This window comes from Limnohabitans planktonicus II-D5 (genome assembly GCF_001270065.2).
GTDB lineage: Bacteria > Pseudomonadota > Gammaproteobacteria > Burkholderiales > Burkholderiaceae_C > Limnohabitans_A > Limnohabitans_A planktonicus.
Genome location: NZ_LFYT02000022.1, coordinates 35,822 through 57,318 on the forward strand (window position 1 = coordinate 35,822; position 21,497 = coordinate 57,318).

Sequence of the window (21,497 nt, forward strand, 5' to 3'; positions counted from 1 at the left end):
GTTTCTCCCTTATGCCACCGTCACCTGACCGTTCATCAGCAGGGGGAGGAGCCAGTCTCTCAATAATGCAAGCTCATCATTTTCTTTCAGGCGCTTTTGCTTCATGTCTTCAATTGGACAAACAAAATCAAAAAACCGTTGCGCCAACTGTTGTGACGGCATGCACACCACATGCTTTGTTGTGAAAGCTTCAAACAAAAGATTCTTTATGCCACTTGTCTTACCCTCCCAACCGAACAAGACCTTGTTTTCGTAAGCTGACTTCCACAAATACGCGAAGTTGAATACATAAAAGCTATTTTTCAACGATATGGCTTTGCAAAAATTCGAACAGATCACTGGTCGGGAAAACCGCTTGATTGACTCGGAAGTCATCAATGCCAGCCGACCTGTTGATTGGGTGGGACTGCCACCTGAGATCTCAATAACCAAGTCAAAAGGTGCGAGGATTTTTCCTTTGTTTTTTTCGAGGATGAAACGAGTGGGTGCGGCGACAGCACCCTTGCCGTTTAGCCCGTTGATATCTGTTCCTCGAATGCAATCCACGCTTAATGTGTAGTTGCCTTCGGCCATGTCCTTACCCCAGTCCCCGGTTTTATCCTTGGCAATCCAATCTGATAGTGGTCCAACAACCCACCCCTGCGGAATTTCACGCCCCAGCATGGCGTTGTAGACCATCTTGCCGCCGGACGATTTATAGGGTTTACCGTTGGCATCGGGGAAATCGAACTGCACAAACCAGTAGTCGTACAGCGCCTTGGCCATCGCCTCCAGCTCGGCGTTGATGCGGTTGTTGCAGTCAATTTTCGAATCTATGTGACCAAGTAAATCTGCGACTTTTTTTTGCTCACCCAAGCCAGGTATGCGCACTGGAAAGCTCGGAATTTCACCCACTGAAATTCGATCTACAGTGGCTCCAGTGATCGTGTTGGCAATAATGGCTTGCTGAAATGCTGGCGATAAGTAGGCGTAAAGAAGGTACTTCGGAATTACCTTATCTAAACGTGGACGCAACAAACCCATGCGACGGCCCAAACATGCCTTTATGCCATCAGGCATCAAAGCTGCTTCACCCAAGCGTGTTTCGTAAGAGAACAAAACATCACCCTTTCTTGGCGTGATGCGTTTTGTCCATTTTTCGAAATCGTCTTCGCTCAGATGGGCTGATTTCGATAAATCAAGCCGTCCGTTTTCAAGACTCGAAATGCTCAAGAAAAATGGCCCGTGGCTTGTTTTAAATGGTGTTGCGTGTGGACCGTCAAAAATCTCAGCGACGCTTCCAATGGTAGTCATGAAGTCAGCCATTAAAAATCTCCCCCATCAACCACATCTTGTTTCCCAGATGCATCCATCCCCAGGCTCCCCGCATGCGTCAACCGGTATTTTTGCAAGCGGCTTTGGGGTTTGTCGGGCAGGGTTCTTTCAATCCAATGGGCCTCCAGCAGCGCATTGACTGCGCGGTTCAGTGCGCCAGTGACGGACTTGAGGCCCAATTGGCTTGAGAGTTCGGACTTGGATAAAGCGGCGTCGCGAAGAAGATGCAGGATTTTTTTCGATAACGACTCTGCCCCCGACTCTGCCCCTGACTCTGCCCCTGACTCTGCCACTTCGGGGATAAGCGCCAGGGCTTCAGACGCCATCGGAAAACGCAGTTCAAAAAAGTGCTCGCTGATGTGAACAATGTTGCTGTCATAGGCGCTCAAGATGCGCCGCATGCCCGAGCCCAGGTGCTCGACCAGTTCCATGTCGCGAAACACCCGCATCAGTTCGCGGTTGCGCGGCATGGATCGACCGCTCAGGCATTCCTCCAGACTCAAACCGCTGAGCAGCCCGCCATACGAGGTGATGCTGATGCGATCAGCGTAAATCTCCACCAGCGGCGGTACCTCAGCGGTGTAGTCGTTGTGGATGATGGCGTTGATCAACGCTTCGCGCAGGGCTCGGGCATTGAACAAGCGACGCTGCTCGCGCTCTGCGGCGCCGGTGATGCGGGTCAGGGTGCGGTTTTCGATTTCGAGCTTGTCGAGCACACGGTGCGTCGCCTTGAGCAGTGAGCAGTAGCCGTATTCCTGGTTTTCAATCAGGTCGCATTTGTCGGTGCCTGCATATTTGGCGACCTTGATGGAAATGCTGTTGGTGTCCGCCAGCAAGTAGGCGGCGTAATTCAGGCGTTCGCTGTCGGGTACGTAAAGATCGAGGTTGTGCAAAAAGGTGTCGTTGATCTCGAAGCCTTTTTCCTGGTAGTAAATCTTCAACTGCTGGAACGTGAGTTTGAGCGTGGTCGGCGCGGGGATGTTGCGCAACGAGTTGCGCACCCGCCCGGCATAGAGTTGGTCAATCATGCCCGTGGTCATGGGCTGCACGCCGCTGCCTACCCGGGTAAAACACCCTGCAGGTGATTGGCCGTAGCGTCTGAGGTAGTACGGTTTTTCGGTGCCGCGTGTCACCAGCACATGAATCAGAGTTTTGCCCTCGTGTTCCTGCGCATACACGTCGTACAACCCGAGGCAAGAGGGCAAGATGTTGTTGCGGATGCGGTCAGAAATCGCCAGCATCTGGGCATCCACATCGCTGACGCCCAGCACTTCACCGTCGTCATCCACACCGATGTACAGATCGCCGCCCTTGGCTGAATTGAGAAAAGCCACCACTTCTTTTTCCAGCGCATCGCTGAGCTGTCGTTTGAATTCGGTGGTGCTGTTCTCTTGGCCAAACTTACTCATAGCGCAAGCCCGCTAACTGTTTTTTGATTTCTTGCTCAAGCCCCGCCGACTCCTCAAACAGTGCGTCCAGCCTTGTGGTGAATCCTTGGAGTTTTTCGTCAAATTGCGCGGGTGTCAGGTCGGTGTATTCAATCTTGACGTCGAAATATTGCCCGGCACTCAAGCTGTAATTTTTGGCGGCGATTTGCCCGTAACTCACCACCACCGAGAAATCTTCCACAGCCTGTTTGGTGTTGAAGGTGGCGATGATGCGGTCTTCTTCAGCCTCAGACAGCAGCGTTTTCTGGTTCTTTCCGTCTTTGACCTTGGTGCCAAGGCCCGAAGCATCGATCAGCACCACATCACCCTTGTTGCTGGCATCAATGAACAGGATGGACACGTTGGTGCCAGTGGTCGCAAAAATATTGCTGGGCATGGAAACCACGCCCGCCAACATTTTGTTATCCACCAAATACTGGCGGATGCCTTTGTCGATGCCGCTTTGCGCAGTAATGAAGCCGGTGGGTACAACCACAGCCGCTTTGCCGCCGTCTTTGAGCGAATAAATGATGTGCTGCAAGAAGAGCTGGTAAATGGCCATCTTGTCGAAGGCCTGTTTGGGAATGTTGGGAACCCCAGCAAAGAAGCGCTCTTGGTGCTCTTTGGTGTCCAGCTCGTTTCTAAAGTCACTGAAATCCATCTTGAAGGGCGGATTGCTGACGATGAAATCAAACTTCTTGAGAACTTTGCCATCCCGGTGGTACGGGTGGAGCATGGTGTTGCCCTGAATGATGTTGGGAATGGAGTGCACCAGATTGTTCAAGATCAAATTCAGGCGCAGCAAGCTGGAAGACTTTTGCGAGATGTCTTGCGAATAGATGCTGCATCGGTGCTCACCAATGGCATGGGCGATGTTCATCAACAACGTGCCTGACCCCCCTGAGGGGTCGTAGCAACTGACATTGCTGACTTGGCCGCGCACTGCATGCGGGACCAGGATGGCGGCCATGATCTTGGCGACTGCATGCGGCGTGTAGTACTCCGCATATTTGCCACCGCTGTCTTTGTTGTAGTCCTTGATCAGGTATTCAAACAGTGCGGCAAAAAAGTCATATTTCTCGTTGAAGATCCGCTCAAAACTGAAGTCACCCAACTTGTTGATGATGGCCCGGCAAAAGTCGTCGCGCTTGGACGGGTCGGTGATGAACTCGCTGACGCGGTCAAACAGGGTGATTTTTGCGCCGCCTTCGGTCTTGACGGCGAAGATGTCGTTGTTGCTGATGGCAATGTCGCGCAAGGTGTCGTCAAACAGCTTGGCGAAATCGGGTGCATTCTGGCGTCCAAACAGGTGGGCGATGAAGTGCTCTGGCTTGAGGCGAGCCGTGTTCGGCCCCATTTGCATTTGCAGCATGTCCAGGTCATCAGCGCTCATGGCCGCGATGGCGGCTTCCCAGCGCTCGGCCTTGGCCAGTTCTGGCTGGATTTTTTTGGCCTCAAAGGCGAACTTGTCGTTCAGGAATTTGTAAAGAAAAACCTGGGTGATGATTTTGAATTCGTTGCCGTCGTTGCCCAATCCATAAGCGGCACAAATGGCCTTGAGGCTGTCGATCAGTTCACGGGTGCGTTGCTCAAATTGCAGGGTTACCAAGGGTGGGCTCCAGTACTTGGGCTGCTGCCCATGCGGGCACCAGCGGAAAATTCATTCATGTATTCGGCCACCACCAAGTGGTTGATGGTGCGGGTGGCGTCTGGGGTGAGTTTGATGCGCTGGCGGGTGTAGAACTCACCGATCACGATGGGTTGCATCATGCGTTCGAAATAACTCTCGTTGTTCAAAAGCTGCGTGTTTTGCAGCACCTGCTCGTCGGCCTGCGCTTTGACGCCTGCCAGCGCCTCAAACAATTTGCGCTCAGTCTGCGTGCCCTCTGGGGTGAGTGGACCACGCTCTTGCAGGCGCTTATGGATGCGGGTGTATTTGGCATCGCCTCGGTATTTGCCGCGCAACTGGTTGTTTTGGCGATTAAGCTCTTTGACCTTGTCATGGATGGCGTTGAGCGCCCCGATATTGGCCGTCATCTCATCTTGGCTAACTTCGCTGAGTTTCTTTTTCTTGAACAGGCGTTCAAGCTCTTCGCGCAGGGTGATGAATTTGGGGTCAACCTGATCAAAGTTGTCTGCCAGCGCTTCGCGTGTCTGCCGAAGGGTGTTTTTCAACTTGTCAGCCAGTACCAGCTCTTCTTCCCGGATCTTGGCGAATTTAAAGATCACCTCTTCCAGCGCGACATTGAGCAGTTGCCCCGTGTCGGAGGCGGATTCGATGGTGTCTTTCAGGTTGAGCAGGTCGAGGTGGTTACAGGTTTCGCGGTACAGCTGTCCCAGTTTGTGGAAATCCAACTGCTGCAACAGACCATATTCACCTTGCAGGCGAATCATGTTGTAGAGGTTGCGGGCGTCGCCCAATGCCTTTTTGAGCGCCAGCACCGTGGCACGGTCTTGAATTTGGTTGAGCTGCCTGGAAAATTCTTCGGCGTTTTGGATGTTAAAGCTGAACAAAATGTCTTTGATGGCTTCGATTTCTTGCGTGATCTCTGCAGAAGATTTGAACAGATTCGAATAGTGCTCGATCTCGTCGCCCAGCTCGGATTGCAACTCGTCAAAATAGTCTTTGTTGGTCTTGTCGAATTCCTTGCGGATGTCGGCAAAGTCGACCACGTAGCCGTATCGAAAATCCTTGTAGGTGCGGTTGACTCGGGTGAGCGCCTGCAACAGGTTATGGGCCTTGATGATGCGACCGAGATAGAGCTTTTTCAGTCGCTTGGCATCAAAGCCCGTGAGCAGCATGTTGTAGACAAACAGGAGGTCGATCTTGCCTGCCTTGAAGTCTTCGACCCAATCCTTGCGCTCGTCTTTGCTGCCTACATCGTGCAGGATCAGCGCGGCAGTTTTGGCGCGGTTTTCCAGCAGCGTACGGGCAGCGTAGCTGTCAGGCAGGCCTGCGGCGATGATCGCTTGAGCAGAGTCCTGCGCGGTGAGAGCAGGTAATGGTTGTAGCGCGTACACCGCAGTGAAGATTCGGAACATTTGACGCGCTTGCTCGGCGCTGTCGCAGATCACCATCCCGCCGATGCTGGCATCGCCCAATGCACTGCGACTTTTCTCGAAGTCTCGGACGATGTAATCAAGCATGGGCTCGACAAATTTGGGATGCGAATAGATGCGCTTGCGGTCGATGTCGCCCTGCTGCAGCTTGACAGTGGCGAGTGCCTCTTGCAGAGAGAGCTTGTAATTGGTGGCGATTTCTTCGCGGATCAGGCGCAGGGTATAGCCGTCAGCAATGGAGGCGTTGTAGTAGTACTTGTGGATGTAGTCGCCAAACAGGGCACGCGAGTTGTAGTCATCGCCCAAAAGCGGCGTACCGGTGAGACCGATTTTGATGGCGTTGCGGTCAGACTGGCTGAGGTTGGCCAGAAAACTGCCCTGCGGGTTGTAGCTGCGATGCACTTCGTCCAGAAAATAGACGCGCTGGATGCTGAAGTCGTAATCTTCGGCGCGAACCACATCCGGATCATCTTGAAATTTCTGGATGTTGACCACGGTGATTTCAGGCTTACCGCTGTGGTTATGCAGTACTTGCGTGGATTTGATGTCGCGGGCAAAGGCATCGCGGCTGTCAATGGTGTGCACCACCAATCCGCGACAGGCAAATTCACGCTGAGCCTGAATGAGCAAATCCAGCCGGTCGACGATGAAATAGAACTTGGGGATGACGCCTTTGCGCTGGTAGTAATCGGTGAGGAAGCGGGTGGCGTAATAGGCCAGCGCAGTTTTACCGCTGCCCTGGGTGTGCCAGATGATGCCCTTCTTGATCCCCGCGTCGAGTTTTCTCTCGATGGCTTTGGTGGCAAAGAGCTGGGGATAGCGCATGACGTGTTTGTGGAGGCCATCGCTTTCATTGACGTAGGCCAGTGAAAAACGGAGCATGAAAGCCAATCGGCCACGGCTGAACAAGGATGTACAGATCCGATTGGTCGGTGTATCAGGCGACTTGTTGGTCAGAAATTCTGGGCTGTGCTTGATGACGTTGAGGTTGTTGTCGCGCAGCACTTCATTTTCGAGGGCGTCATCTTCAGCGGCCAGAAGTTGGGTGTAGTCCAGCGTTTCTTCTTCACGGAAATAGTTGAAGACGGGCGAGTCATAGGATGGACTGGCGTAAAACGCACCTTCGATAGGCTGCGGCGAGCCATCCTCGTACTCCATGTTGTTGGAGAAGACCATCAACTGCGTGATGTTGATGAAGCGGCGAAATTTTGGGTTGCGGCTTCGCGTGATGATGCGGTTGCGCTCGGCCAGCACACCTTCACGGTTGTTGGGCTTCTTGACCTCGATGAAGGCCAGCGGCATGCCGTTGATCAGAAGGGTGATATCAGGACGGAACTCGTCGTCGCCGTTTTTGCAAGTCAGCTCAGTGACGACATGGAAGCTGTTGTTGTCGAAGTTTTCAAAGTCGATCAGTCGGATGCCTGAGCGCTCAGTCAACCGTTCATAGAAAGCCTTACCGAGATCTTCGTTTTCGAGCAGGAGTTTGACATCAGCCAAAAAACGGCGCAGGTCGTCTGGCGTGAGATCAGGGTTAATTCGTCCAATTGCTTCGCTGAAGAGTGAAGGAAAAATATTGGACTCTTCATCCCAAACGGCCCCCTTCAGGGAAAGATAGCTGTAGCCGAGACGAACCAAATGCAGGATGCAAGGAATTTTGACCCGTGAGTCTTCGCTGAAAACCATTGAAGCTGTTCTCCCCTATCTTTATTGCTGTATTTGACGATTCACTTGGGTCAGCATCAACTTGCCAAAATCTCAGACCAGTTGGTCTATGCAGTCCAAAGATCAATTGGGGTTGATGAAAAAACAGCCTGACGCTATTTGTCAGGGTTGAAATTTATCAGCTTAACGGGCACCACCTGTATTAACTTGCAGGATTGTTTTGCAAGCCAGACCGCCGCGCCAACTCCCGCCCAGCCATCCAAGCCAACCCCGCCCCCACCACACAACACCCCACCGTGACCAGCGGCGTGAGTTGCCAGCCGCCTGCACGCGCCGCCACAGCAGCCACCACGGGCGGCCCCGCAAATTGGCCCAAAGCAGACAACTGCTGCACCCAGCCCACGGTGGTGGCCACTTGCTGCTCGCCCGGGGCCAGACGCACCGCCAGGCTGAACAGCGTGCCCGGCACCAAGCCGCCCACACCCGAAAACAGCAGCACCCCGGCAAAGCGCAGCCAAGGCAGGCTTTCGGTGAAGGGTGCAAAGGCCACGGTGCTGCCCAGCGCCATCGCGCCAAAACCCAGCCACAAGGTCGAGCGCGGTGCCCAGCCGCGTTGCAGCAGGCGGCCCGATGCCATATTGCCCAAGATGTTCACCGCCGCAGCCAAGGCCGTGAGCACACCCAAAAGCGCCCCGCTCACGCCCGCAGCGGCGTAAATCGACGGCAAAAAGCCCACCACCGCCAGCCACTGGCCTGAATACATGCCAAAAGTCAGCGCCACCAGCCAGGGGCCGGGTACGCTCAGGGTGCGGCGCAGGCGGCTCCAGGAGCCTTGCCCGGCAGTGGCCACCGCATGGGGAGGATCGGATGGCACCGCCCGCAACAGCCACAGCGCCATCGCCATTGACACCCCAGAAAACAACCACCACCAGGCCCCCCAGCCCCAGGCCGGGATGAACAGCGGCCCCAGCAACAAGGCCAGCGCCGTGCCCGTGGGCATGTAGGCACCCCACACGCCCAGCATGCCGGGCAATTTCGCAGGCGGCACCAAGCGGCGGATCAGGGCAGGCGCAGGCAGGGCCACCAGCAAAAATCCCAGCCCTTCAATCGCCCGCAACACCAGCAAAGCCGTCACCGAGGTGGCGAAACCGCCCAAACCACTGGCCAGCGCCAGCAGGCACAGGCCGCGCACCATGCTGCGCTTGAGCCCCATGCCATCGGCCAGCAAGCCCATGAACACCGCCAGACTCAGGCCGGCCAGCTGCACGATGGACAAAAGAAAGCCCGACTGCACCAGCGTCAGGCCCAGCTCAGCCTGCAAGGCAGGCAAGGCCGGGGGCAGCTTGCCCACTTGTAAGGCGGCCACGCCACCGGCTAAAACGACCAGCCAAGCCGAGTGTTTTGCAGCCTTCATGCGAATAATCCTGTAGGTCGGCACTCGCAGAGTCCGACATGGGCTGGACATACCACCAACGCTTGTGCAAACGCTACCGCACAAGCAAGCAGCGTCGGGGTCTTCGACCACCGACCTACAAAACTGTAGCTCGGTTGCTTCAGCCCCAACAAAGGCCTGAGCCGGAGCGCGCAGCGTCGGGGCTGAAGCCACCGACCTACAAGAAGGCACAAAAACAGGTTCACAAGAGCTTGCGCCCCGTCAGGCGTTCGTGTTCGCGCAGGGCAAAGCGGTCGGTCATGCCAGCGATGTAGTCGGCCACGGCGCGGTGCAAGTCGGCCCCTGCTGCAAAGTCGGCGGGCATTTCTGCAGGGCGTGCCACATAAGCCGCAAACAGCTCGCGCACGGCCTGCTGGGCCTGGCCGGTGGTTTGCATGACCTGCGGATGGCGGTACAGACTCGCAAACAAAAACTTCTTGAGTTCCGCCGTGCGGGCTTTCATGTCGGCGCTGAAAGCCACCAAAGGGCCCGCCAGCCGGACCTCGTCGGCCGACTGAACCCCTGCACGCGCCACCGCCTGGCGGGTGGTGTCGATCACGTCATACACCTGATCGCTCAGCATGCGGCGAATGGTTTCGTACAGCAGTCGGCGCGGCTTTTCAGACAGGACGGGGTGCTCGTTCAAGGTCTGCTGGTGGTAGTGGGCAAACAGCGCCACCTCCTGCAACTGCCCCATGCTGATCAGACCGGAACGCACCCCATCGTCAATGTCATGCGCGTTGTAGGCAATCGCATCGGCCAGATTGCACAACTGCGCCTCCAGGCTTGGCTGGGTGCGGTCGATGAAACGCCGCCCCACCCCGCCCGGCTCGGCCCGCTCCAGATGCTCGGCATTGGCCCGAGAACAATGCTTGAGCACGCCCTCACGGGTTTCAAAACTCAGGTTCAGGCCATCAAACGCGGGGTAACGTTCCTCAAGCTGGTCCACCACACGCAGGCTTTGCAGGTTGTGCTCAAAACCGCCGTGCGCAGCCATGCACTCGTTCAGCGCGTCTTGCCCGGCATGCCCAAAGGGCGTGTGGCCCAGGTCATGCGCCAGCGCCACGGCCTCGACCAAATCTTCGTTCAGGCCCAGCGCCCGGGCAATGGATCGGCCCAGCTGCGCCACCTCCAGCGAATGCGTGAGCCGCGTGCGGAACAGATCGCCCTCGTGGTTCAAAAACACCTGCGTCTTATAAACCAGCCGCCGAAACGCCGTGGAATGCACGATGCGGTCGCGGTCGCGCTGAAAGGCATTGCGCGTGGGGGCAGGCGGCTCGGCGTGACGGCGGCCACGGGTTTGGGCGGGGTCGCAGGCCAGGAAATGCAAGGCAGTAGTGGTCATGAAAGGGGCAAGGTCAGCGCTTGAGCATACTGCAAGCCCTTTTCCAAGCCATTGAAGGGCACCCTTCGCATAGGTGCGCACTTATTCAAGTCTCATTACATATTTTTTGACGCCTTTAATTGACAAAAAATTTATATATACTTAATTTTTGAGTATCTAAATATTCAAAAATTAACCACCACCTGGAGATGAACATGCGCAACAAACAAAAATCCATATTGACCGTGCAACATGGTCTGACCGCTCTGGCCTGTGCCTGTTTGGTTGCCTGTGGGGGGGGCAGTAGCCCAACAGCCACCGGGGACAACAACGCTTCAAATAACACTTCAAACGGATCTTCAAGCACTCAGGCCCAATCGCTACTGACCGGCACAGCCGCCTACGGTGCGCCTATGGCGGGTGCCAGCATCACACTCATGGATGCAGCGGGCACAACCAAAACTGCAACTGCCGACAGCACGGGCAACTACACGTTGACTGTGACGGGCTTGACCGCCCCCTTCTTGATCAAAGCCAGCATGCCATCGGGCGACTCGGTCAAGGAATATTCCTCTTTGGTGATGACAGCCCCCAAAGCGGGTGACACCGGCGTTGCCAACGTCACACCTCTGACCCATGCTCTGGTCAGCATGGTTTCCAGCGATGGTGCCAACCCCAATGAATTTGCGGATAAGAACACACTCAAGAACGTGGACCCAGCCAAGCTGACTGCGGCTTTGAAGAACTTGCAAACGGCACTTGCTGAAGTGCTGAGCGCTGCCAAATTGCCTGCGACTTTTGACCCCATGACCACCAGCTTCAAGGCTGATCGGGACAATGAAGCTGACTTGCTGCTCGACACCATCAAGGTGGGTGTGAGCGATCAAGGCGTGTCGTTGACGAATGCGCGTGTGCCCGCCAGCGACACGGGCAGCAACACCGCCCCTGCAACCATCACACTCAAAGGAACCACGACAGGCACAGTGACCGCTTTGCCTAAACCCACGGTCGCTACAGATGACCTGAAAGGCCTTGATGCCTTCCAGGCAGAGGCTAATGCCTGTTTGGCACTCGCACCTGCGGCCCGGGTGAGTCAAAACAATGGTAGTTACACGTTCTTGGGCGCATGCGCCAACGTGACCGGCTTTGACACCAACAATTACAAAGCCTTTGGCTACAGCTTGCAGCAGTTGTGGGGATACCGACTTTTGAACGAAATTCCTGCAGACTCCAAATTGTTGACACCCGAATTTTTGCTCTTCCTCGACGATGGCAAAAAAGCGATTGTTCGCTTGGCAAGCGCCTCCCCAAGCGGCGGCAAAGTCTATTTTGAAACCGCTCAAAAAATTGGCGACGTTTGGAAAATCGTTGGCAATCAACGTGACTACGATGCCAGTGTTGGCGTCAGACTGTTCCGCCAAAACGACTTGAGTACCAACGGGTGGACCATTCCATCGACCTACATCAACAGCCTTGACAGTGGTAAGAACGTCGGGAAATTTGACGCCTACACAAGCCGCTTGAGCTTCAGCTTCAACCAATCAGGCCCGAATGGATACGATGTCTATGCCGTACGTGTCAAAGGACCGGGCTTGCCAGCCAGTGGCATTGTGCTGAGCCGATCCAGCGCATGTGGCACAAATGACTACCTGGCTTTTTACAGCAACAACGGATCGCTGCCGGCACCCAACAGTTCCAGTTTGCCCACCAGTTCTGCCACCAACAGCTGGGTACTTGACGTTGCCAATTTCGGATCTGCTTACAAAGGCACTACCACTGAGTTCTTCAATCAATACCGCGGACTGAATTCCCTCGGAAGCCCATCGACCAGTACTGGAAACAACACGGCACAAAACAGAGTCGACTTGTCCACCATCCCTGAATTTGCGGTCTACAACTGGGAAGTCTTCACCAACGCAGTCGGTCCCAATGTTGCGGCCACATTCAGATCGCGCATCATCACCCGCCCCCTTGCAGCCACTGAAGGGAAAAAACAAGCCTGGGCCACTTTGAACCAAGATGCGTTGGATTACCTCAACCCCAACAACACAGCCAAAGCAGCTGAACTGAACAATGGACAATTCAGCTGGGCACTGCCGAACGCAACTGCACCCATCGTTGTCAATGGCTACATCTTTGGCTCAGGCGATTTGGGACGCATGAATATGGGCCGAGCTGTCACCAAATCAGGTGACACCAGCCTGAACTTGACTGCTTCAGCAGAATATAAAGGCAATGGTCAAGCCTGTAACTATGCAAAAGTCCCCACATTCACCAGCACTTCAGGTTACCGCGAAGTGGGCATTCGCCAAGTGACAGAGAGTGGCTTGATGCTCAGCCAATACAGCTTCCACACTGGCCGCGCAGCCCCCTGATCTCACCCGCTGAACAGGTCTAAACAACCCACCAGGCCACAAGCCCGGTGGGTTTTTTCTTGCCCGATGCGCCAACCCTCAGCCGCAGCAGGCGTTGATCACGTCGCGCACCATGGCGTCGGGTGCGCCGCACACGGTGGCTTGGCCGGGGCCGTCGATGATGACGAACTGGATGTCGCCGCCCACGGCTTTTTTATCGAGGCGCATGTGTTCGATGTAATGCCCGGCGTTGTCGGCAGCGTCGATGATGGGGCCGCGCACGGGCAGGCCTGTGCGCTCGATGAGGGCTTTGAGTCGGGTCACAAAAGCGGCATCGACCTTGCCCAGGCGCTGCGACAGCTCGGCCGCCATGACCATGCCGCAGCCCACCGCCTCACCGTGCAGCCAAACGCCAAAGCCCAGACCCGCCTCGATGGCGTGTCCAAAGGTGTGGCCAAAGTTGAGGATGGCGCGCAAGCCCGCTTCGCGCTCGTCTTGTCCGACTACCCAGGCCTTGATTTCGCAGCTGCGCTTGACGGCATGGGCCAGGGCCTTCGGGTCTTGAGCCATGAGCGCATCGATGTTCGCCTCGATCCAGTCCAGAAACGCCATGTCGGCAATCGGGCCGTATTTGATGACTTCGGCCAAGCCCGCGCTCAACTCACGCGGGGGCAAGGTGCCGAGGGTGTTCAGGTCGCAAATCACCCGCACTGGCTGGTAGAACGCGCCGATCATGTTTTTGCCCAGGGGGTGGTTGATGGCGGTTTTGCCGCCTACCGAGGAGTCGACTTGCGACAGCAGCGTGGTCGGCACCTGCACAAAGGGCACGCCGCGCATGTAGCTGGCGGCCGCGAAGCCGGTCATGTCGCCGATCACGCCGCCGCCCAAGGCAAACAACACCGTTTTGCGGTCGCAGCCTTTGCCCAGCAGGGCGTCAAAAATCAGGTTCAGGGTTTGCCAGTCTTTGTACGCCTCGCCGTCGGGCAGCACCACGGTGTGGACTTGCTTGTAATGCGGGCTGATGGCGCTGCGCAGCTGGGCTTCGTAAAGGGGCGCCACAGTGTCGTTGGTGACGATCATGGCTGTTTGCGCCTTGGGCAAACCGGCCCAGGTGTCGGGTCGACTCAACAGGCCTTGGCCAATCTGGATGTCATAACTGCGGTCATCCAGCGAAATGGCGACCTGCTCAATGGAAATGGGGTGCTCGGACATAGGGCGTAAGTGTAGGGCTTTGACACAGCCTTCTCGTCGGGGCTGAAGCCACCGACCTACGAAGATGACAGGGCTGTCCCGCAGGTCGGTACTCGCAGAGTCCGACGTTTTCAGCCTTCGGCGAAGGCACAACGTCGGGGTCTTTGACCACCGACCTACGGGGCGGTGCCATCCCCCCACGTTTTCGGGAAGCGCATGGCTTTGGCTGCCCCGTAGGTCGGCACTCGCAGAGTCAGACGTTTTCAGCCTTCGGCGCAGGCACCATGTCGGGGTCTTCGACCGCCGACCTACGGGGCGGTGCCATCCCCCCACGTTATCGGGAAGCGCATGGCTTTGGCTGCACCGTAGGTCGGCACTCGCAGAGTCCGACGTTTACTGCCTTCGGCGAAGGCACAACGTCGGGGTCTTCGACCGCCGACCTACGGGGCGGTGCCATCCCCCCACGTTTTCGGGAAGCGCATGGCTTTGGCTGACCCGTAGGTCGGTACTCGAAGAGTCCGACGTTTTCAGCCTTTGACGCAGGCAGCATGTCGGGGTCTTCGACCGCCGACCTACGAAGATGACTTGCCCGCTTACGAAGACTTGGTGGGCAGGAGACCGGCCAGTTCCAGTTGCATGGTGATCATGTTGACCAGGGTGGCCACGGAGGGGCGGCCGGTTTCAATCACGAAGTGGGCGGCTTCGCGGTAGAGCGGGTCGCGGGTGCCATACAGTGCGCGCAGGCGGGCCATGGGGTCGTCCACTTGCAGCAGGGGGCGTGCGGTGTCGTGGCGCACGCGGCGGTAGACGTCTTCGGGGGTAGAGCGCAGATAGATGACGTGACCGCGTTCGTGCAGGTGTTGGCGGTTGGCGGGTCTCAATACCGCGCCGCCGCCAGTGGCGATGACGCCTTCGTGGGTTTGGGTCAGGTCGTCCAGCACCTGTTGCTCGACATCACGGAAATTGTCCTCGCCTTCGCGCGCGAAGTATTCCCGGATTGAACAGCCCAAACGCTCTTCAATCACATGGTCGGAGTCCACAAAAGGCAGGCCCAGACGGCGCGCCAGTTGGCGGCCAATGGTGGTTTTGCCTGAGCCTGGAAGGCCCACGAAGATGATGCTCAAGGAAGTCTCACACGAAGTAGTCGGCCCGCACCGGACAAAAAAGGGCGGGCCGTTTGAAGTGGGCAAGTGTATTCGACCCGCTTTGCCCGCTCTTTACTGCGGCAAGCTGGCCGGTGCGTCGGCCACCACCCGAGGTGTGAGGAAGATCAGCAGTTCACTTTTGCGCTGGGTTTGGTCGCGGTTTTTGAAGAGCCAGCCCAGGCCCGGCACATCGCCCAAACCCGGCACCTTGGCTTCGTCGTTGCGCCGGGTTTCCTCAAAAATGCCGCCCAGCACGGCGGTGCCGCCGTCTTCCACGCGCACCTGGGTTTTCACGTGTTTGGTGTTGATGGCGTAGCCCGCCGGGGTGATTTGGCCCACGCTGTCGCGGTTCACATCGACTTCGAGCACCACCGAGCCATCAGGGGTGATTTGGGGCGTGACTTCGAGTTTGAGGTTGGCTTTGCGAAACGAGATGGCGGTCACGCCAATGCCTGCCGATGTTTGGTAGGGCAATTCGGTGCCCTGCTCGATCAGGGCCTTGGTCTGGTCGGCGGTGACGACCCGGGGGCGCGAGACCACTTTGCCAAGACCTGCCGCCTCCAGTGCCGAGAGTTCGACGTTGATGAACCGGTCTGCCGCCGCGTTGAACAGCGAAACAGCAAAGGTGGCCGGGGCGCTGACGGTTTGGCCCGCGCTGCCTGAGGGCAAATTCACCTGGTTGCCGCTGGCCACGCCCGCCGCTGCGCTCTGGTTGGTGGCGCCCATGCTCAGGGTTTGGCTGTTGCCCTGCACTTTCAGGGGCACGGCCAGGCCCGCCCCCAGGCGCACGCCCAGCGATTGGCCAAACTGGTCGTCGGCCTCAACGATGCGTGCCTCGATCAGGACTTGCCGCACGGGCACATCGAGCAGGGCGATCATCTGCTGGATCTCGGCCAGGCGAGCGGGCAAGTCGGCAATGAACAGCTGGTTGGTGCGCGGCTCGGCCAGCACCGTGCCCCGGGGACTGAGCCAGCGACCACCACCGACCACGCCAGTGGTGCCACCACCTTGCAGGCGCTGCGCGACTTCACTGGCCCGGGCGTATTGCAGGCGCTGCGACCACATGCTCAAGGGGCTGACGGCGTCCAGGGCGGCCTGCGCATCGCGCTGCTTTTTCTCGCGCAGCGCCCATTCGCCTTGCGGGGCCACCCACAGCACACGCCCTTCCTGGCGCGAAGTCAGGCCTTTGGATTGCAGCACGATGTCCAGCGCCTGGGGCCAGGGCACCTCGTTCAAACGCACCGTGACGGGGCCACTGACGTTGTCGGTCAGCACCAGATTGAGCCCGGCAAACTCGGCAAACACTTGCAGCAAGGCGCGCAAGTCGATGTTTTGAAAATTCAGACTGATGGGGCGGTGGTCGGTGGACGCGGGCCACTCCACCGGAAACGCCACAGCCCTGGACGCCGGAGTAAGGGCCGAGGCGGGTGCCGGACTGACCCCATTTTGCGCCGCCACACACAGCCCCCAGCAACAGGCCACGGCTGTCCAGCCACGTTTGTTGTTCATCATTTGCCGCCCTCCCAATGCAAAACATGGACCGGCCCACGCGCCGCCCGCAGGGTCACGCCCTCGCTCGTGATGGCCTGCACCCGATGGCCTTCGAGCGTGACGCGCTGACCAGGTCGCACACGCGCCCAGTGCGGACCGGCCACCAGCACGGCCTGCCGATCGGCTCCTTGTTGCCACACCCCGGCCAGGCGCACGCGCGCCAGTGGCCAGCGTTCGGGGTCTTCGGGCAGGTCGGGGGTTGTGGTTGCAGTGGGCTGCGATGTCGCGCCGGACCCTGAACCTGCAGCACCGGGCTGTGCCAGCGCCGGTGCAGGCTGCGCAAACAGTGGCACAGCCTGCGCTGCGACCTGGCGTGGCAGTGCACGGGCACCGTCCAGTGGACCATCCACTGGGCCGTCGTGCCCTGGCCAGGCTTGCCAGGTGCTCTCCCCCGGGCGCATCCACACCCGCAGCACGGCATCGATCTGCACGTCCTGGCTGTCAGCTTGCGCCACGATGCTGATGCGGTCGATGGTCCACACCGGCCCCGCCTGCGTGAAAGCGGCCCAGGCTTGCGCCCAGCGCACAAATGGCCCGATCACACGCAGGGCCACAGCCTGACTGGGCACGGTCGGTGCGGTGCTGGCGGCAGGGCTGGCGCGCCCTGGTGCCATGCGCTGCACCTGCGGACTCACAGGGCGCAAGGCCATGACGCGCAGGCCCTGCTGGCTCAGTGCCTGTTGCAAATCCAGCCAGATGCGGCTGGGCTGGGCCTGGCCGGGCAGGCGTGCCAGGGCGTCACGCTGAGCGTGTTCGGCATCTTCAGCTTTCAAGGGCTGGGGCGGGGCCAAGGCCACCGTTTGCTGGCGCAAACGCTCCACCGCTTCATCTGCCTGGGTGTAGGCGTCTGTGACATCCAGATGCACAAGCACCACAGCACACGCCCCCAGCACCGCACTGCCCAGTCCCCAGACCCAGGGGCGCAGCATGAGCAGGGCTTGTTTTTGCCAGTTCGCCCAAGTGGTGGACACATCCACAGCGCCTGTGTCCCACAGGCGTGACAGTTTGCCGATGTTCATCGTCCCCCCTTGGACGCCACGGCTGAGGCTGCCGGGGCCGCAGCCGTTGTGGCAGGGGCTTGGCCCGAAGCTTCGGCACGTGGCTCAACGGAAGTCCAGGCCACTTGCCAGACAAACGACACCTGAGCGGACCGGGCGCTGTCCGACTCGCCCGAAGTGTTTGAGGCCGTGAGACTGGCCAAATTCACCGCTTGGCCCGAATGCTCGGCCAGTTGCTGGCGCGCCGCCGTCATGGAGGTCACGCTGGGCGCAAAGCCTTGCAGCTCCAGCTTGTCGCCTTCGGCCTGCAAGCGCTCCAGCCGCAAGTTGCTTCGTTGCGCCTCGGCCAGCAAGGCCTGGTGCCAGACATCCCAGGTTTGCTGATGCTGTGCAATTTGGCTCAGTTGCTGGCGCTGCAAACGTTGCTGCTGCAACTGTGCGCGTTGGGTGTCCAGCATTTTGAGGCGCTGTGTGCGCTCGGCCAGGCGACTTTGCAGTTGGCTTTGCTCGGTCAGGAGGGCCTGGGTTTTGGCCGCCTGCCACCACAACCAACCCCAAGCCAGCACGGCGCCCAGAGCACAACCGAGTAAACCCGTGACCCAGCGGTGCCGCCGTCTTTGCTGCTGCGCCAAGTTGGGGTAATGCAGCAAATTGAATGCGCCGCTCATGACCACGCCTTCAAGGCTAATCCTGCCGCGACCAAACGCGCCCCCATGGGCGAGGCCATGGCTTGCAGCAAGGCGGCGTCTCCAGTGGCCAGCCCTGCAGCTGCTGTGATGTGGGGCCCGTTATGGGGTCCGGGCAAACGAAACTGCCAATCCAGCACCGGCTGGGTCAGCAAACTGGGCAATCCGCCTTGCAGGGCGTTCGCGGCCCGCCGAGCGGCATGCAGTTCAGGCTCGACGGTGGCCAGATGCCAACCTGCAGCCTGTGTGCACTTTTTGAAATCGGCAATGTGCGACTTGGCACATGCGACCCATTGCACCCGACGCACCAACGCCCGCGAGGTCTCTTCGGGTTGAAAATCAAAATTGACCTCATCGGGCTCCAGCCCCAAGGCTTGTGCGGCCTCCAGTTGCACTTCGGCCAGCCAGTCGTCCTCGGGCAACTGCACCGGAAATTCGATCTCCCCCAAGGCCAGATCCACCAATGGCAGCGCCATGTTCAAGCGCTTTTCCACGCCAACTTGGGCTGAACCCATTTGCCTCAAAGCCTGGCTGAGCCACACCTTGTCATGATGCGCCTGTGCGGGCGTGGGTTGCAGGGTTTGAGTACTCTGGACTCTGGCCAGATGCTCGCTTTGGCGTTGCAGGCCCAACAGCGCCCAAGCGGGGCCTTGCTGCGCCAGCCCCCACCCCAAGCGCGTCGGCCGCGCACCGATGCGTTGCCACCACCGAATCAAGCCGTTCATGTTGCCCCCTTGCTTGAGGCCTTACAGGCCCTCTGAGAGATGTTTTGTAACATGAATAAAGCGTCCAAACAATATTTTTGAATACCAAATAGTTATTTGTGAATTTTCCAAGCCCCACCTGAGAGGCTGAGCATTTTTATAATGTGGGGTGCCTTGTATCCTGCAAGCCACCCCCACCTCCGCCATCTATGCCCTCCAAAGACACCCCCTCTTCTGAAAAGCAGCGCCCCAGCGACGCGGCCAGTCCATCCCGGGTGCCCTCCTGGCTGGTGAAATTGGCCCTGTGGACCATGGGCATCGTGGGGGCGTGCCTGGCCTCCATCTTTCTGGTGGTGGGCGTGGCCATGGTGGTGGCCTACCCCAATTTGCCCGACATTTCGGACCTGGCCGACTACAAACCCAAATTGCCGCTGCGCATCTACACCGCCGATGGCGTGTTGATGGGCGAATTTGGCGAAGAGCGCCGCAACCTCACGCCCATCAAGGACATCCCCCAGGTCATGAAAAATGCGGTGCTGTCCATCGAGGACAACCGCTTTTACCAGCACGGCGGCCTGGACTACATCGGCCTGTTGCGCGCCGGTTTGGCCAACATCGGGCGTGCCAAAAGCCAAGGGGCATCGACCATCACCATGCAGGTGGCACGCAATGTGTACCTGTCTTCCGAGAAAACCTTCACCCGCAAGATTTATGAGATTTTGCTGACCTACAAGCTCGAACAAATGCTGACCAAGGACCAGATTCTGGAGGTCTACATGAACCAGATTTATCTGGGCAACCGGTCTTATGGTTTTGCCTCGGCTGCCGAGGCTTATTTTGGCAAACCGCTCAAGGACATCAGCATCGCCGAAGCGGCCATGCTGGCCGGGCTGCCCAAGGCACCCTCGGCCTACAACCCGATCGTCAACCCCAAACGTGCACGTTCGCGCCAGCTCTACATCATCGAGCGCATGGAGAGCTTCAACTACATCACCGCAGAACAAGCCGTGGCCGCCAAAGCCGAGCCGCTCACCCTGCGCAGCGCCGGTGACAAACGCACCCTGCACGCTGAATACGTGGCCGAAACCGTGCGTCAGATGGTGTTTGCCCAGTATGGCCAGGACACCTACACCCGGGGCCTGAACGTCTACACCACGGTGCAATCCACCGAACAAATGGCCGCATACAAGGCCCTGCGCCAAGGCATCATGGACTTCGAAAGTCGCCAGATTTACCGGGGGCCAGAAAAGTTCGTCGATTTGCCCTCAGACCCCAAGAAGATGGAAGACGCCATCGACGATGCGCTGGAAGACCACCCCGACAACGGCGATGTGATGTCGGCCGTTGTGCTCGAAGCCTCCCCGCGCAAAGTGGTGGTGGTGCGCCAGAACGGAGAGCAGATCAGCATCACCGGCGATGGCCTCAAGCCTGTGCAGTCGGGCTTGTCTGAAAAAGCCCCCCCAGCCAAACAGCTGCGCAAAGGCGCGGTGATCCGCATCACCCAAAACCCCAAAGGCCTGTGGATGGTCACGCAACTGCCCGAAGTGGAAGGCGCTTTTGTGGCCATCACGCCGCAGACCGGCGCCATCAGAGCCTTGGTCGGCGGCTTTGACTATGCCAAAAACAAGTTCAACCACGTCACACAGGCCTGGCGCCAGCCGGGTTCGAGCTTCAAACCCTTCATTTATTCGGCAGCCCTCGAAAAAGGCTTCACCCCGGCCACCGTGGTCAACGACGCCCCCTTGTTTTTTGATGCAGGCGTGACCGGCGGCCAGCCTTGGGAGCCTAAAAACTACGACGGCACCTTTGATGGCCCCATGTCGCTGCGCCGCGGCCTGGCCAAGTCGAAAAACATGGTGTCGATTCGCGTGCTGCAGTCGGTGGGTGCCCGCAATGCGCAAGAGTGGATCACCCGCTTTGGCTTTGACGAAGACAAACATCCCGCCTACCTGACCATGGCGCTGGGCGCAGGCTCGGTCACGCCCATGCAGATGGCCACGGCTTATTCGGTGTTTGCCAACGGCGGCTACCGCATGCAACCGCACCTGATCACCCGCATCAGCGACTTCAAGGACCGGGTGCTGGTGGACAGCCCTGTGCCCACGCAAATGCCCGAAGAGCAGCGCACCTTGCCCGAGCGCAACGCCTTTGTCATGAGCAGCCTGCTTCAGGAGGTCACCCGCTCCGGCACCGCAGCGCGGGCGCAGGCCATGCTGCGCAGGCCCGATGTGTATGGCAAAACCGGCACCACCAACGACTCGATGGATGCCTGGTTTGCAGGCTACCAGCCGCGCCTGGCGGCTGTGGTCTGGATGGGCTACGACACCCCACGCAAACTGGGTGACCGCGAAACCGGAGGAGGCTTGAGTCTGCCGGTCTGGATCAGCTTCATGGAAACGGCGCTGCGCGGTGCGCCTGTGTCCGAGCCGCCCGTGCCCGAAGGCGTGATCAACGTGAACGGCGACTGGATGTTTGACGAGTTCGCCAAAGGCGGCGGCATCAGCAACTTGGGCACAGGCAACGACGGCACCGCCAAAGCCCCTGCCCCAGTGCCACCCGGCGAAGAAAAAAGCAAGATCCTCGACCTGTTCCGAAATTGAGTCGACGCTGTTGCCGCCGACCTACAAATGCCCGTAGGTCGGCACTCGC

The 21,497-nt window shown here is 58.4% G+C and carries 14 protein-coding genes; 2 read left to right on the forward strand and 12 right to left on the reverse strand.

The window, feature by feature from the left end; translation table 11 throughout:
• Positions 1-9: 9 nt before the first annotated feature.
• The 6 genes from H663_RS35265 to H663_RS35290 form a co-directional block, all read right to left on the reverse strand.
• Positions 10-1,305 (reverse strand): restriction endonuclease subunit S, encoded by a 1,296-nt coding sequence (locus tag H663_RS35265; RefSeq protein ID WP_053172260.1) that lies wholly within the window; start codon positions 1,303-1,305, stop codon positions 10-12.
• Positions 1,305-2,723 carry an RNA-binding domain-containing protein gene (locus tag H663_RS35270; RefSeq protein ID WP_053172262.1) on the reverse strand — a complete coding sequence of 473 codons (1,419 nt, stop codon included), beginning with the start codon at positions 2,721-2,723 and terminating at the stop codon, positions 1,305-1,307. Before H663_RS35270 ends, H663_RS35265 begins: the two co-directional genes overlap by 1 nt.
• Positions 2,716-4,350 carry an HsdM family class I SAM-dependent methyltransferase gene (locus H663_RS35275; protein WP_053172264.1) on the reverse strand — a complete coding sequence of 545 codons (1,635 nt, stop codon included), beginning with the start codon at positions 4,348-4,350 and terminating at the stop codon, positions 2,716-2,718. The genes H663_RS35270 and H663_RS35275 overlap by 8 nt, the downstream gene beginning before the upstream one ends.
• A complete protein-coding gene (locus H663_RS35280) occupies positions 4,344-7,484 on the reverse strand; it encodes a type I restriction endonuclease subunit R (protein ID WP_053172266.1) in 3,141 nt (1,046 codons plus the stop codon). The genes H663_RS35275 and H663_RS35280 overlap by 7 nt, the downstream gene beginning before the upstream one ends.
• A gap of 181 nt (positions 7,485-7,665) precedes the next feature.
• The gene (locus H663_RS35285; RefSeq protein ID WP_053172268.1) at positions 7,666-8,877 is read right to left on the reverse strand and encodes an MFS transporter; all 1,212 of its coding nucleotides are present in this window, start codon (positions 8,875-8,877) and stop codon (positions 7,666-7,668) included.
• A 220-nt stretch (positions 8,878-9,097) separates the two neighbouring features.
• Positions 9,098-10,240, reverse strand: a complete 1,143-nt coding sequence (locus tag H663_RS35290; protein ID WP_053172269.1) for a deoxyguanosinetriphosphate triphosphohydrolase — start codon at positions 10,238-10,240, stop codon at positions 9,098-9,100.
• 194 nt (positions 10,241-10,434) lie between these two features.
• On the opposite strand from H663_RS35290, the gene H663_RS35295 reads away from it, so the two are divergent.
• Entirely contained in the window at positions 10,435-12,594 is a 2,160-nt protein-coding gene (locus H663_RS35295; protein WP_133240042.1) for a hypothetical protein, read from the forward strand.
• Positions 12,595-12,672: 78 nt separating this feature from the next.
• Here the strand turns inward: H663_RS35295 and aroB are convergent, their stop codons facing one another.
• The 6 genes from aroB to pilM all read right to left on the reverse strand — a co-directional run bounded on the left by aroB (position 12,673) and on the right by pilM (position 18,869).
• On the reverse strand, positions 12,673-13,785 hold the full coding sequence (aroB, locus tag H663_RS35300) for a 3-dehydroquinate synthase (RefSeq protein WP_053172274.1): 1,113 nt from the start codon (positions 13,783-13,785) through the stop codon (positions 12,673-12,675).
• Between the two features lie 572 nt (positions 13,786-14,357).
• Entirely contained in the window at positions 14,358-14,888 is a 531-nt protein-coding gene (locus H663_RS35305) for a shikimate kinase (protein WP_053172276.1), read from the reverse strand.
• Between the two features lie 93 nt (positions 14,889-14,981).
• Entirely contained in the window at positions 14,982-16,418 is a 1,437-nt protein-coding gene (locus H663_RS35310; protein WP_053172278.1) for a type IV pilus secretin PilQ, read from the reverse strand.
• Entirely contained in the window at positions 16,418-17,479 is a 1,062-nt protein-coding gene (locus H663_RS35315) for a hypothetical protein (protein ID WP_053172280.1), read from the reverse strand. The genes H663_RS35310 and H663_RS35315 overlap by 1 nt, the downstream gene beginning before the upstream one ends.
• A complete protein-coding gene (locus tag H663_RS35320; RefSeq protein WP_053172282.1) occupies positions 17,476-18,126 on the reverse strand; it encodes a hypothetical protein in 651 nt (216 codons plus the stop codon). Before H663_RS35320 ends, H663_RS35315 begins: the two co-directional genes overlap by 4 nt.
• Positions 18,123-18,869, reverse strand: a complete 747-nt coding sequence (gene pilM, locus H663_RS35325) for a pilus assembly protein PilM (RefSeq protein WP_053172285.1) — start codon at positions 18,867-18,869, stop codon at positions 18,123-18,125. Before pilM ends, H663_RS35320 begins: the two co-directional genes overlap by 4 nt.
• A 188-nt stretch (positions 18,870-19,057) precedes the next feature.
• Between pilM and H663_RS35330 the strand changes: the two genes are divergently transcribed.
• A complete protein-coding gene (locus H663_RS35330; protein WP_053172287.1) occupies positions 19,058-21,448 on the forward strand; it encodes a penicillin-binding protein 1A in 2,391 nt (796 codons plus the stop codon).
• Positions 21,449-21,497: the final 49 nt, after the last annotated feature.